This is a genomic window from Achromobacter anxifer, from assembly GCF_903652925.1.
GTDB lineage: Bacteria > Pseudomonadota > Gammaproteobacteria > Burkholderiales > Burkholderiaceae_B > Achromobacter > Achromobacter anxifer.
In genome coordinates, this window is record NZ_CAHLAR010000012.1 from 160146 (window position 1) to 172370 (window position 12225).

General features: G+C 68.9%; 12 protein-coding genes. 3 read left to right on the plus strand and 9 right to left on the minus strand.

Features of this window, described 5'->3' with window-relative positions; genetic code table 11:
* The first annotated feature begins 45 nt into the window (after positions 1-45).
* Complete coding sequence (locus HWY37_RS29260; RefSeq protein WP_175206000.1) at positions 46-855, plus strand: slipin family protein; 810 nt, start codon at positions 46-48, stop codon at positions 853-855.
* On the opposite strand, the gene HWY37_RS29265 is transcribed toward HWY37_RS29260, so the two are convergent.
* The 8 genes from HWY37_RS29265 to HWY37_RS29300 form a co-directional block, all read right to left on the minus strand.
* Entirely contained in the window at positions 852-2513 is a 1662-nt protein-coding gene (locus HWY37_RS29265; protein WP_176090412.1) for a long-chain fatty acid--CoA ligase, read from the minus strand. The two genes, HWY37_RS29260 and HWY37_RS29265, sit on opposite strands and share 4 nt — an antisense overlap.
* Before the next feature lie 39 nt (positions 2514-2552).
* Entirely contained in the window at positions 2553-3707 is a 1155-nt protein-coding gene (locus HWY37_RS29270; RefSeq protein WP_176090413.1) for an acyl-CoA dehydrogenase family protein, read from the minus strand.
* A gap of 16 nt (positions 3708-3723) precedes the next feature.
* Positions 3724-4548 carry an SDR family NAD(P)-dependent oxidoreductase gene (locus HWY37_RS29275; protein WP_176090414.1) on the minus strand — a complete coding sequence of 275 codons (825 nt, stop codon included), beginning with the start codon at positions 4546-4548 and terminating at the stop codon, positions 3724-3726.
* Positions 4549-4568: 20 nt separating this feature from the next.
* Positions 4569-4988: a MaoC family dehydratase gene (locus HWY37_RS29280; protein WP_176090415.1), complete on the minus strand. Its 420-nt coding sequence runs from the start codon at positions 4986-4988 to the stop codon at positions 4569-4571.
* A gap of 10 nt (positions 4989-4998) precedes the next feature.
* On the minus strand, positions 4999-5442 hold the full coding sequence (locus HWY37_RS29285; RefSeq protein WP_176090416.1) for a MaoC family dehydratase N-terminal domain-containing protein: 444 nt from the start codon (positions 5440-5442) through the stop codon (positions 4999-5001).
* A 10-nt stretch (positions 5443-5452) separates the two neighbouring features.
* Entirely contained in the window at positions 5453-6637 is a 1185-nt protein-coding gene (locus HWY37_RS29290) for a lipid-transfer protein (protein WP_176090417.1), read from the minus strand.
* Entirely contained in the window at positions 6634-8166 is a 1533-nt protein-coding gene (locus HWY37_RS29295) for a class I adenylate-forming enzyme family protein (protein ID WP_176090418.1), read from the minus strand. The genes HWY37_RS29290 and HWY37_RS29295 overlap by 4 nt, the downstream gene beginning before the upstream one ends.
* Before the next feature lie 141 nt (positions 8167-8307).
* Entirely contained in the window at positions 8308-9327 is a 1020-nt protein-coding gene (locus HWY37_RS29300) for an AraC family transcriptional regulator (protein WP_176090419.1), read from the minus strand.
* A gap of 192 nt (positions 9328-9519) precedes the next feature.
* Here HWY37_RS29300 and HWY37_RS29305 point away from each other — a divergent pair, with 192 nt between their 5' ends.
* Both HWY37_RS29305 and HWY37_RS29310 read left to right on the plus strand, forming a co-directional pair.
* Positions 9520-10689 carry a CaiB/BaiF CoA transferase family protein gene (locus tag HWY37_RS29305; RefSeq protein ID WP_176090420.1) on the plus strand — a complete coding sequence of 390 codons (1170 nt, stop codon included), beginning with the start codon at positions 9520-9522 and terminating at the stop codon, positions 10687-10689.
* 56 nt (positions 10690-10745) lie between these two features.
* Positions 10746-11738: a tripartite tricarboxylate transporter substrate binding protein gene (locus tag HWY37_RS29310; RefSeq protein WP_175205990.1), complete on the plus strand. Its 993-nt coding sequence runs from the start codon at positions 10746-10748 to the stop codon at positions 11736-11738.
* Positions 11739-11800: 62 nt separating this feature from the next.
* Here the strand turns inward: HWY37_RS29310 and HWY37_RS29315 are convergent, their stop codons facing one another.
* Complete coding sequence (locus HWY37_RS29315) at positions 11801-12175, minus strand: tautomerase family protein (RefSeq protein WP_176090421.1); 375 nt, start codon at positions 12173-12175, stop codon at positions 11801-11803.
* Positions 12176-12225: the final 50 nt, after the last annotated feature.

Sequence of the window (12225 nt, forward strand, 5' to 3'; positions counted from 1 at the left end):
GGACGCCAGCCCCCGGCGTCCTCGCCCCTTACTGCGGAGCCTGCCATGTTGCTGAACCTCGCCTTCTATGCCCCCATCCTGGCGCTGGCCGTCGCGCTGTTCGCCCTGTCGGTCCGCATCCTGCGCGAATACGAGCGCGGCGTGATCTTTACCTTGGGCCGCTTCACCGGCGTCAAGGGCCCCGGCCTGATCCTGCTGATCCCCGTGGTCCAGCAGATGGTAAGGGTGGACCAGCGCACCGAGGTCTTCGACGTGCCCAGCCAGGACGCGATCTCCCGCGACAACGTGTCCGTCAAGGTCAATGCCGTCATCTACTTCCGTGTGATCGACCCCGAGCGTTCCGTGATCCAGGTCGAGAACTTCCGCCAGGCGACGAGCGAACTGGCGCAGACCACGCTGCGCTCGGTGCTGGGCAAGCACGACCTCGATGAGCTGCTGTCGGAGCGCGACAAGGTCAACAGCGCGGTGCAGGAGATCCTGGACGCGCAGACCGACGCCTGGGGCATCAAGGTCGCGAACGTGGAGATCAAGCACATCGACCTGAACGAAGGCATGGTCCGCGTCATCGCCCGCCAAGCCGAGGCCGAACGCGAACGGCGCGCCAAGATCATCCATGCCGAAGGCGAACAGCAGGCCGCGCAGATGCTGCTGAACGCGGCGCGCACGCTGTCGGGACAGCCGGAGGCGATGCAGCTGCGCTACCTGAGCACGCTGGCCATGATAGGCGCGCAGAACAGCTCGACCATCGTCTTCCCCTTCCCCGTGGAGCTGGGCCGGCTGTTCAAGGGGCTGGCGGGAAATGACCAGGAGCCGCCCGCGCCCGGCCCCGTCCAGACGCCTCCTGAGAACCGCTAGGCCAAGGCCTTGCCCGCCTCCTGCAATTGCCGCCACAGGATCTTGCCGGTGCTGGACTTGGGCAGGGCGTCCACGAACTCGACGATGCGCGGCGCCTTGTAGGCCGCCATGCGGGTCCGCGCCCAGGCGATCACCTCGTCTTCGCGCACGCTGCCGCGCGCCTGCGGACGCAACACCAGCAGGGCCTTCACGGTTTCGCCGCGGCAGGCGTCGGGCACGCCGATCACGCAGGCCTCGTGCACCGCCGGGTGCTCGTACAGCGCGTTCTCCACTTCCGCCGGCCAGACCTTGTAGCCGGACGCGTTGATCATGCGCTTCAAGCGGTCGGTCACGTAGAAATAGCCGTCCTCGTCCACCCGGCCCAGGTCGCCGGTGCGGAAATAACGCTGGCCGTCCAGCATGAAGAAAGCGTCGGCGTCGGCCTGGGGGTTGTTCCAGTATCCCAGCATGACCTGCGCGCCGCGGGTCGCCAGTTCTCCGGTTTCGCCTTGCGGCAGCTCGGCCAGCGTGGCCGGGTCCACTATCCGCGTGTCCACGCCGAAGGTGGGCACGCCTATGCACTGGCGCTTGTTGCGGTCCAGCGGATTGCAGTGCAGGAACGAAGCCGTCTCCGTCAGGCCGTAGGCCTCGTTGTAGGTGATGCCGTAGCGGCTCGCCAGCATCGCCGCCACCGCCTCGGGCATGGGCGCGCCGCCTCCGCACAGCTGCGCCAGGCTGGACAGGTCCAGGTCCTCGATGCCCGGCTGCGCGAAGAAATCCACGACCATTGCGGGCGGCGCGGCCCAGACGCTGACGCGGTGCCGCGCCATCAGCCGGGCCGCCACCTGACGGTCCCAGCGCGGCAGCACCACCACCGTCGCGCCCAGCAGGATGGGCGTGTTCATGCAGCTCTGCATGCCCAGCAGATGGAACATGGGCGCCACGCCCATGATGACGGCCTCCGACGTCAAACCGCGCCACAGCTGCGAGCCGGCCAGCGACGCGCCCATCGTGCCGTGGGTATGGCGGCAACCCTTGGGCCTGCCGGTGGTGCCGGATGTGTACGGCAGCAGGCAGAGATCTTTCGCGCCGGCCCGATGCGGCAGCGGCTGCGCATTGACCGCCAATGCGCCATACCAGGGCACGCCGCCGCGCAGCTCGGGCCCGCGCCGGGGCGCGGTGACCCAATCCGGCGCGTCCGGGGCGGCGCCATCCAGGTAATCCGAATAGGTGTGGACGATGACGCGCTCCAGCCGCCCATCCTCGGTGAAGCCGGCCAGGCGCTCGCACAGTTCCTGGGCAGCGAACGCCACGCGGGCGCCGCTGTCCTCCAGGTAGTGCGCCAGCTCTTGCACGGTGCTCATGGCGTTCACGGGCACCACCACGGCATCGGCGCGCAGGATGGCGTAGTAGGCGATGACGAATTGCGGACAGTTCTGGCTCAGCAGCAGCACCCGGTCGCCCGCCCGCACGCCGGCGCTATGCTGCAGGTAGCCGGCCATCGCATCGACTTCGCGCTTCAGGCGCGCGTAGTCCAGCGCCATGTCGTAGAACACGATGGCCGGCTTGCCCGGATAGCGGGTGGCGGACGCCTCCAGGTTGAAGTACAGGCTGGACTGCGGCAGGCTGATCTCCCTGGGCAGCCCCTTGGGCCAATACCGATAGTGCGCTTGCTGCATCTTGTCTCCTCGTTCTTGTTCCGGCTTTTTCGTGCCGCCTCAGGCGGTCATGGCACGCGCGATGATTTCCTTCATGATCTCGTTGGAACCGCCATAGATCCTGCCCACGCGCGCATCCGCGTACATCCTGGCTATCGGATATTCCAGCATGTAGCCGTAGCCGCCGTGCAATTGCAGGCACTCGTCGATCACCTGGCAATTCATCTGGGTGGTCCACCACTTGGCCATCGCGGCCGTGGACAGGTCCAGCGTGCCGGCCAGCTGCCGTTCTATGCAATCGTCCACGAAGCGCGCCGCGATCGTGGCGACGGTCTCGCATTCCGCCAGCTTGAAGCGCGTGTTCTGCAGATCGATGAGCGCCTGTCCGAAGACCTGGCGCGTCCTGGCATAGGCCACGGTCTCTTCGATGGCGCGCCGCATGGTGGCCACGGCGCCCACGGCGATCAACAGCCGTTCGCGCGGCAACTGCTGCATCAGCTGGGCGAAGCCGCGGCCTTCGACTCCGCCCAGCAGGCAGTCTTCGCCCACGCGCGCGCCGTCGAAGAACAGTTCCGCCGTGTCCAGACTTTTCTGGCCCAGCTTCTCCAGCAGCCGTCCGCGCCTGAAGCCCGGCAGGTCCCGCGTTTCCACCATGATCAGCGACACGCCCCTGGCGCCGGCCTTGGCATCGGTCTTGGCCACCACGCAGACCAGGTCCGCGTGCAGGCCGTTGGTGATGAAGGTCTTGGAGCCGTTGAGCACGTACTCGCCGCCCTCCTTCGAGGCGGTGGTGCGCACGCTCTTCAGGTCCGATCCCGCGCCCGGCTCGCTCATGGCGATGGCGCCCACCAGTTCGCCGCTGGCCATCTTGGGCAGCCAGCGCTGCTTCTGCGTCTTGGTGCCGTAGTTCAGGATGTAGTGCGCCAGGATGGCGCTGTGCACGTTGTTGCTGAAGCCATGGACCATGGCGCGCGCCTGCTCCGCTGCCACGATGGCCTCGTGGGCAAAGCTGCCCCCGCCGCCGCCATAGGCCTCGGGCATGCTCACGCACAGCAGGCCCAGGCGGCCCGCCTTGTTCCAGACCTCGCGGTCCGCGTGCTGCTGCTTGCGCCAGCGCTCTTCGTCGGGCGCGAACTCCTTTTCGAAGAGACGCCGGGTCGAATCCTGGAACAGCGTCAGGTCCGCGTCCATCCAGCCCTGCCGGGGCGTATCCATTGCGCTCTCCCTCCGCTCAAGGACGGCCGCCGCCCACGACCAGGACCTGGCCGCTGACGTAGTTCGATTCGGGCAGGCAGAACAGATACACGGCCCCGGCCGCTTCCGCCGGCGTGCCGGCGCGGCCTATGGGAATCAGGCTTTCGGCGTTCTTCAGCACTTGCGGGTTGACGCCGACCTTGATCTGCCGGCCTTCGATATCCAGCGTCGCGCCGCCGTCCGCGGGTGCTTCGGTCAGGCGCGTCTTGATCAGGCCGAAGGCCACGCTGTTGACGTTGACCTTGTAGCGGCCCCATTCCTTGGCCAGCGCGCGCGTCAGGCCGTTGATACCGGCCTTGGCCGCCGAGTAGTTGGCCTGGCCCGCATTGCCCATCACGCCGGACGTGGACGAGATGTTCACCACTTTGCGGAACACCTCCCTGCCCTGTTCCGCTTCGGCCTTGGCCGCCTCGCGGATGAAGCCGGACGCGGCGCGCAGGATGCGGAACGGCGCGGACAGGTGCACGGCCAGGATCGCGTCCCACTGCTCGTCCGTCATCTTCTGGATGACGTTGTCCCAGGTGTAGCCGGCATTGTTGACGATGATGTCCAGGCCGCCGAACGTGTCCACGGCGGCGCCGACGAACCGCTCGGCGAAGCCGGATTCGATGACGCTGCCGGCGCAGGCCTGCGCCTGGCCGCCCGCCTGCCGGATCAGCGCCACGGTTTCCTCCGCCGGCCCCGCGTCCAGGTCGTTCACCACCACGCTGGCGCCTTCGCGCGCCAGCTTCAGCGCGATTTCCTGCCCGATGCCGCGCCCCGCGCCCGAAACCAGCGCAACCTTGCCTTCCAACGTACCCATAGCCTGCTCCTCGTCTTGGTTTACCGGACAGCCAGCACCGCCACGCCGCTCAGGCGCAGTTCACCGGTCTGGCTGCGCGCCTGCAGTTCCACCCGGGCCCGGGCTTCCCCCTGCGCTTCAAATCGTTCCAGCACGCGGCCGGAACAGCGGACCTCGTCGCCTACGTGCGTGATCGCCACGAAACGCACGGCGTACTCGCGCAGCGCCGATTGCGGCGCCCAGTTCGTCAGCAGCCGCGCCAGATAGGCGGCCGACAGCATGCCGTGGGCGAAAACGTCGTCCATGCCCGCGGCCCGCGCGAAATCCAGGTCCACGTGTATGGGGTTGTGATCGCCCGAGGCGCCGCAGTACAGCGCCAGCCCGAGCCGGCTGACCGGGCCGGCGGCAAAGCCGGGCAACTCGTCTCCGGCCTGGGCATCGCGGTGCATTTCCATGCTCATGCGGTTCTCCCTAAGCGTTGCGCACGACGGTGGTCGCGCGCAGTTCGGCGATCAGCCGCCCCGCGGCATCCGTCACCCGGGTTACACGCAGCACGAATTCCAGCGCGCCGCCCTTCTTGGCATAGATGTCGGCGATGCGCGGCTCGAAGCGCAGTTCATCGCCCGCGTGCGCCATGGCGTGGTAGACGAAGCCCTGCTCGCCGTGCAGCACCCGGGCGATATCGATGCCCAGCAGTTCGCGCATGGCCGCGGGCCGCGGGCTGTCCATTTCCAGGCAGAAGAGGAAGGTCGGCGGCACCGGCAGCGCGGGGTGTCCGGCGGCGCGCGCCGCCGTCTCGTCGGTGTAGACCGGATCGACCTGTCCGGTGGCCTTGGCGAAAAAGCGCAGGCGGCCCGCTTCCACCGTGGTGTTGAACGCCGGCAATGCGGCGCCGATATGGCGTGTATCCAGCATGGCGCTCTCCTCAGCCCGCCTGGTACAGCGTCACCACGCAGGCGCCGCCCAGGCCCAGGTTGTGCTGCAGCGCCAGCCGCGCGCCCTCGACCTGGCGCAGATCCGCCTGGCCGCGCAGCTGCCATACCAGTTCCGTGCATTGGGCCAGGCCGGTCGCGCCCAGGGGGTGCCCCTTGGACAGCAGGCCGCCGGACGGATTGGTCACGACCTTGCCGCCATAGGTGTTGTCGCCTTCGAGGATGAACTTCTCGGCACTGCCTTCCGGTGTCAGGCGCAGGCCCTCGTAGGTGATCAGCTCGTTGGCCGTGAAGCAGTCGTGCAGTTCCACCACGTCCACGTCGTCGGGGCCGATACCCGCTGCCTCGTAGACCTGGTCGGCCGCGGCCCGCGTCATGTCATAGCCCACCACCTTGCGCATGTCGCCCGCGCCGAAGGTGGACGGGGTATCCGTGGTCATGGCCTGAGCGACGATGCTGACGGCGGGCGAGAGGCCATGGCGGCGCGCGAATTCGTCAGAGCACAGGATGGCGGCGGCCGCACCGCAAGTGGGCGGGCAGCATTGCAGGCGCGTCAGGGGATCGAAGATCATGGGCGCGGCCAGCACCTCGTCCAGCGTGACCGTCTGGCGGAACACCGCAAAGGGGTTGCGCGCGGCGTGCTGGCGCGCCTTGACCGAAATGCGCGCGAAGGTGTCGCCGCGGATGCCGTGCTCCTTCATGTAGTCGCGGCCCGCGCCGCCGAAGAACTGGGCGGCGCGCGGTTTGGCCGTGTCGTAGCCCTGCATGTCGCTCATCGCGACGACGAAGTCCTGCAGCGGCGAGGGCCGATCGTCGTACACGCCCTTCAGCGCGCCCGGCACCATCTGCTCGAACCCCACTGCCAGTGCGCACTCCACCGCGCCGCTTTCGACCGCCTGGCGCGCCAGGAACAGGGCCGACGACCCACTCGCGCAATTGTTGTTGACGTTGAACACCGGTATGCCGCTCAAGCCCACGCCGTACAGCACCGCCTGGCCGGCGGTCGAGTCGCCGTAGACGTAGCCCGCGTAGGCCTGTTGGATCGCGCCGTACGGCAAGCCCGCGTCGCGCAGCGCCTCGCGCGTGGCGCGCGCGCCCATCACGGTGTAGGCCTCGCTGGCCCCCGGCTTGCTGAACGGGATCATGCCCACCCCTGCCACCCATACTTTCCGATTCATGCCTGCTTCTCCTGATGAGCCGGCGCGGCGACGGCCGCGCGCCTGGATTCGTGGTCTTGCCGCAGCACGGACTTCAGCACCTTGCCTGCGGCCGACATCGGCAGTTCGCCGAGGAATTCGTAGGTCTTGGGACACTTGTAGGCCGCGAGTTGTGCGCGGCAATGCCGGTCCAGGGCAGCGGCATCCGGCGCCATGCCGGCGCGCGGCACGATCACCGCATGCACGGCCTCGCCCCAGCGCTCGTGCGCGACGCCGATGACCGCGCAGCGCGCCACCAGCGCGTGGTGCGCCAGCACGCCCTCCACTTCGGCGCCATAGACGTTTTCTCCGCCGCTGACGATCATGTCCTTCAAGCGGTCCACGATGTACAGATAGCCGTCCTCGTCCTGGCGGGCCGCGTCGCCCGTCAACAGCCAGCCCTGCGCGAACACGCGCCGGGTATCCTCGGGCTGGTTCCAGTAGCCCTGCATCACCATGGGGCCGCGCACCGCCAGTTCGCCGATGACGCCCGGCGCGGCCTCGCTGCCGTCCGGCGCCAGAATGCAGGTTTCCACGCCCAGCGCCGGCCTGCCCGCCGATTCGGCGCGCGCGCCGCCCAGGCGCACCTGGGCATTGATTGCCACGGTGGCGGCCGTCTCGGTCATGCCGTAGGCATGCACGAACTCCGCCCGCGGAAAGGCCGCCAGCGCCCTGTCGAGCAAGGCGCGGGAAATCGGCGATGCGCCCCAGATCACGCGCGCCACGCCGTCCAGCCGGTACTGCGCAAAGCCGGGCTCGTCCAGCAACATCTGGATCATGCTGGGCACCAGCAGCACCTCGGACACGCCTTCGTCCTGCAAGGCCTGGAGCACCGCTCGCGGATTGAAGCCGCGCTGCACCACGATCGATGCGCCCGCGACAATTTGTCCGATCAATCGCCCCAATCCGGCAACGTGAAACAAGGGCGCGACCAGCAGCGTGCTGCTGTCGGGCGGCGTCGGCACGGTAGCCATCCGGGCCACCGCCGCGCTCCACAGATTGGCATGCGTAAGCATGGCGCCCTTGGGGCTGCCCGTGGTGCCGCCCGTGTAGAGAATGGCGGCCAGCGCGTCGCCGCCCGCGCGCACGTCCTGGGCCGCATCCTCTGTCTCGGCATGGGCGGCCAGAACCTCGGCGGACAGCGGCGAGGTGGCTCTGGGCACTTCCACGCCGGCGATGCGCGGCGCCATGGCCTCGTCCACCAGCAGCAGCCTGGGACCGCAATCGGCAAGCGCTCGCGACAGCTCCGCCCCGCTCCAGCGCGTGTTCAGGGGCATGGCCGCCGCGCCCAGCCACCAGCACGCCAGGATCCACGACACATAGTCCGCGCCATTGGCGCCCAGCAGCGCCACGCGGTCGCCGGGAAGCACGCCGTGGCCGCGCAGGACCGCCGCCTTGCGCGCGGTCCAGGCGAGCAGCGCGGCGTAGGTCCAGGACCGTGCGCCTTCGCGCAGCGCGATCTTGCCTGGATACAGCCGGCCGGCGCGATGCAGACCCTGTGTCAGATACATGGTTGTGTTGTCTCCTACGGCACGCGTGGGTCCGGGCTCTGCTGCTCGGCAACGGCACGCATCGATCACCGTGCCTCCAGCTTCGCCCCGGGGCCGGATCGCGGCAATGGCCGCAGGCGTCAAACCGATAGGCGAAAAGTGTCAGCGGGCCGCTGGACCGCAGACCAGGCGGTTGCGGCGGTATTCGCCCGGCGACACGCCGGTCCATTTCTTGAAGGCGCGGTGGAAGGTGCTGGGCTCGGAAAAGCCCAGGCGTTCCGCGATGTCCATCAGCGACAGGTCATGGCGGCCCAGGTATTCGACCGCGACGTCGCGCCGCAGGTCGTCCTTCAACGCCTGGAAGCCCTGCCCCTCTTCGCGCAGATGGCGCCTGAGCGTTTGCGGCGTCATCGCCAGCTGCGCGCTGATCTGGGCCAGCGAGGGCAAGTCCCTGGACAGATCGTTGCGCAGCAAGCGGCGGATGCGGTCGGTCAGGGTGGTGCGGTCCTGGTACTTCACCAGCAGGTCGAAGGGCGCGGTGGCCAGGAACGGCTTGAGCGTCTGTTCGTTCTGCACCACCGGCAACGCCAGCCAGCGCGACTCCAGCCACAGGCCCGCCACCGGCTGGCCATAACGCACCGGCGCGTAGAAGAGCCGGTGCGCGTCGGCGCTGCGCGCGCCGCTGCTGTAGTCCACGCCCAGGATGGGGATGCGCCGCGCCGCCAGCCAGTTGGACACGCCCAGGGTGAAGAACAGGAATGAACGCTCGCCATACCAGCGCGCACAACTGCTGGGGCCGCGCGAATCGAGCACGATGCGCGCGCGCTCGCCGCTCACGCACAGGCGCGCGGTGAAGTCGCGCAGCACGCCGTGGTAATAGCGGAACGCCACGCGCAAGGCCTGGCCCACCGTGGCCTGCTGCAAGGCAAGCCGGCAGGCGTGGTCGAACGCGCCCAGCGGCACCGGATGCTGTCCCATGCCCAGGAAGTCGTCGCGAGTGGCGCGGCGCAGCATCCGCAATATCTGCGCGAACTGGGCCTGCGATACGCGCGCCATCGGCGCCTGCAGCAAGGAAGGCGGCACGTCGGCCCGCGCCAGGACCCGGTCCACGTCCACGCTCCGGCTGCGCGCGCCTTGCAGGATCTGGGCGATATGCCCCACGGCAATGGTGTGATGGGTCATGGAGGCATCCAACGGCTGGGCGTGCGCCGACAGCACCGATGGTAGCCAAAGCAGGCGCGCGCAGGAATGGCCTGCATGAGCATTCCCGCCAAGCGGAATCAGCGAATCCGCCATTGGTTGCCCGCAAAGCCGCGCCTAGACTGGCCCGAGCCCTATGCGGGCATGCCACTTCGCATTTACGGGAGTCCCTCTTTGGATACGCCGAACACCGCCCCGCTCGCTGGCGTCAGGATCCTGGACCTGTCGCGGCTGCTGCCGGGCCCGCTGGGCGCGCAGTACCTGGCCGACCTGGGCGCGGACGTCATCAAGATCGAGGACACGCAGGCGGGCGATTACGCCCCGCCGCCGCTGCGCGCGCTATGCAACCGCAACAAGCGGGGGCTGCGGCTGAATCTCAAGGAACCCGAGGGCCAGGCGGCGCTGGCCGCGCTGGCGCGCGGCGCGGACGTGGTGATCGAGAGTTTCCGGCCCGGCGTGGCCGCGCGCCTGCGGGCCGACTACCCGACCCTGGCGCATCACAATCCGCGGCTGGTGTATTGCAGCATTACGGGGTATGGGCAGGACGGCCCGCAGCGCGACGCCGCCGGCCATGACCTGAACTACGCGGCCTGCGCGGGCGTCGCGGACCAGATGGGTTGCGGACCTGACCTGCCGGCCTTGTCCAATCTGCCGGTGGCCGACATCCTGGGCGGATCGCTCACGGCGGCGATGGGCATACTGGCCGCGCTGTACGACGCCCAGCGCAGCGGGCGCGGCCGCTGCATCGACATTGCCATCGCCGACGGCCTGCTGGCCGCCGCGGTGGTGCCGCTGGCCACCTTGAACGCCCAGGGCGACACGCGGCCGGCGGGCGCAGACACCTTGTCCGGCGGACTGGCCTGCTACGGCCAGTACCGCACGCAGGACGGACGCTACCTGGCCGTAGCCGCGCTGGAGCCGAAGTTCTGGGAAACGCTGTGCCGCCGCCTGGACCGCCCCGACCTGGCGCCGCTGCACCGCCATGGCGGCGCGGCGCAGCAGACGCGCGTGCGCGGCGAATTGCAGCAGCTGTTCGGCGCCCGTCCGCTGGCGCATTGGCTGGAGCTGCTGGAAGGCGCCGACTGCTGCGTGTCGCCGGTGCTCAAGCTGGCGGAAAGCCTCGCGCATCCGCAGTTCGTGGCTCGCGGCATGCCGCTGCAGACCGAACATCCGGCCTATGGCCGCAACACCCATGTGGCCAGCCCGGTGAAGATGTCGGGCTTCCAGTTCGCCATTCATCGCCAGGCCCCATTGCCCGGCGAGCACACGGATCAGATCCTGCGCGAGGCCGGCTATAGCGAGCCGGACATCGCCAGCCTGATCGGACGCGGCATCGCGCTGTAGGGACATGCAGCCGGCGCGTCCGACCCCGCAAGCCCACAACCAGGACGGAGACAAGCATGACCGATCACCCTCGCAGCCCTCCCTCGCCGCGGCGCCGCAGCCTGCTCAAGCTGGGCGCGGCCTTGCCCGCCGCGCTGGCCCTGCCGCGGCCTGCCGGCGCGGCCAACTTCCCGGCGCGCCCCGTCACGCTCATCGTGCCGTTTCCGGCCGGCGGCGCCACCGACACGCAGATGCGCGCGCTGGCGGTCGCGGCCTCGCGCGAACTGGGGCAGACCGTCATCATCGCCAACCGGCCTGGCGCCGGTGGCACGCTGGGCCCGGCGGCCATGGCGCATACCGCGGCGCCCGACGGCTACACGGTATCGGTGGTGGTGGGCACGCTGTTCCGCTACCCCTTCCTGCAACAGGTCAACTACGACCCGCTCAAGGACTTCACCTACGTCGCCTGCATGACCGCGTACTCCTACGCCATCGTGGTGCGCGAGGATGCGCCCTGGCGCACGCTGGACGAATTGATCGCCGACGCCCGCGCCCATCCCGACAAGATCAGCTATGGCGGCACGGGCACCGGGGGGTCGGGGCGCATCGCGATCGAGCGCCTGTCGCGGCTGACGAACACCCGCTTCAATTTCATCCCCTACAAGGGCGCGGCCGAGGAAACCACCGCGCTGCTGGGCGGCCATATCCAGATGGTCTCGGACGCGGGCTGGGGACCGATGATAGACACCGGCAAGGCGCGGCTGCTGGCGGTGCTGGGCGAGGCCCGCGCCAAGCGCGTGCCCGATGTGCCGACGCTGACGGAACTGGGTTACCCGATAGTCGCGGCCAACCCGGTGGGCATCGCCGGCCCCAAAGGCATGGACCCCGCCGTGACCCGCGCCTTGCAGCAGGCCTTTCATCGCGCATCCAGCGATCCGGAATACAACCGCGCGCTGGAAAACGCGGACCAGCCGCACATGCTGATGGACAGCGCGGCCTACACCGACTTCGCGATCCGGCAGGTGGCGGAAGAAAAGAAGTTCGTGGCCGAGCTGGGCCTGAAGATGTAATGAAAACGCCCGCGCAAGGCGGGCGTTTGGCAAACGGGCGACAGGCGCCGCGGCCGCCGCGTTCAGCGGCCGTTAGCCTTGGCGGTGATGCCGTTGGCCGCGCCCATGTCGGTGTTGGGCACGTCGCGCAGCAGCACGCGCACGTCCTGACCCGAAATGCCGATGCTGGCGCACACCGCCTGGTTCAACGCCGCGATCAGCGCCGCCTTCTTGGCCTCGTCGCGGCCCGAGATCAGGGCCACATCGACCCGCGCCATGGCCTTGCCGATCTCGCCGCCCACGATCACATGTTCCGCGGACACTTCCTGCAGCACGATGCGCACGGTGGATAGCGGCGCCGCGATGCTCTCGACGACAGCGTTGGACGCGGCCTTCAGCAGCGCGGCCTTCTGGGCGGCCGAATGGCCTTCCATGATCTGGACATTCAAAATAGGCATGACGGATTCCGATGTTCCGAAAAAGGAGAAGCCGGCCCAGGCGGCCGGCA

Bases quoted from the DNA above. Each gene is read 5' to 3' on its own strand.
- HWY37_RS29260 (WP_175206000.1), top strand. From the start codon at position 46: ATGTTGCTGAACCTCGCCTTCTATGCCCCCATCCTGGCGCTGGCCGTC.
- HWY37_RS29265 (WP_176090412.1), bottom strand. From the start codon at position 2,513: ATGCAGCAAGCGCACTATCGGTATTGGCCCAAGGGGCTGCCCAGGGAG.
- HWY37_RS29270 (WP_176090413.1), bottom strand. From the start codon at position 3,707: ATGGATACGCCCCGGCAGGGCTGGATGGACGCGGACCTGACGCTGTTC.
- HWY37_RS29275 (WP_176090414.1), bottom strand. From the start codon at position 4,548: ATGGGTACGTTGGAAGGCAAGGTTGCGCTGGTTTCGGGCGCGGGGCGC.
- HWY37_RS29280 (WP_176090415.1), bottom strand. From the start codon at position 4,988: ATGAGCATGGAAATGCACCGCGATGCCCAGGCCGGAGACGAGTTGCCC.
- HWY37_RS29285 (WP_176090416.1), bottom strand. From the start codon at position 5,442: ATGCTGGATACACGCCATATCGGCGCCGCATTGCCGGCGTTCAACACC.
- HWY37_RS29290 (WP_176090417.1), bottom strand. From the start codon at position 6,637: ATGAATCGGAAAGTATGGGTGGCAGGGGTGGGCATGATCCCGTTCAGC.
- HWY37_RS29295 (WP_176090418.1), bottom strand. From the start codon at position 8,166: ATGTATCTGACACAGGGTCTGCATCGCGCCGGCCGGCTGTATCCAGGC.
- HWY37_RS29300 (WP_176090419.1), bottom strand. From the start codon at position 9,327: ATGACCCATCACACCATTGCCGTGGGGCATATCGCCCAGATCCTGCAA.
- HWY37_RS29310 (WP_175205990.1), top strand. From the start codon at position 10,746: ATGACCGATCACCCTCGCAGCCCTCCCTCGCCGCGGCGCCGCAGCCTG.
- HWY37_RS29315 (WP_176090421.1), bottom strand. From the start codon at position 12,175: ATGCCTATTTTGAATGTCCAGATCATGGAAGGCCATTCGGCCGCCCAG.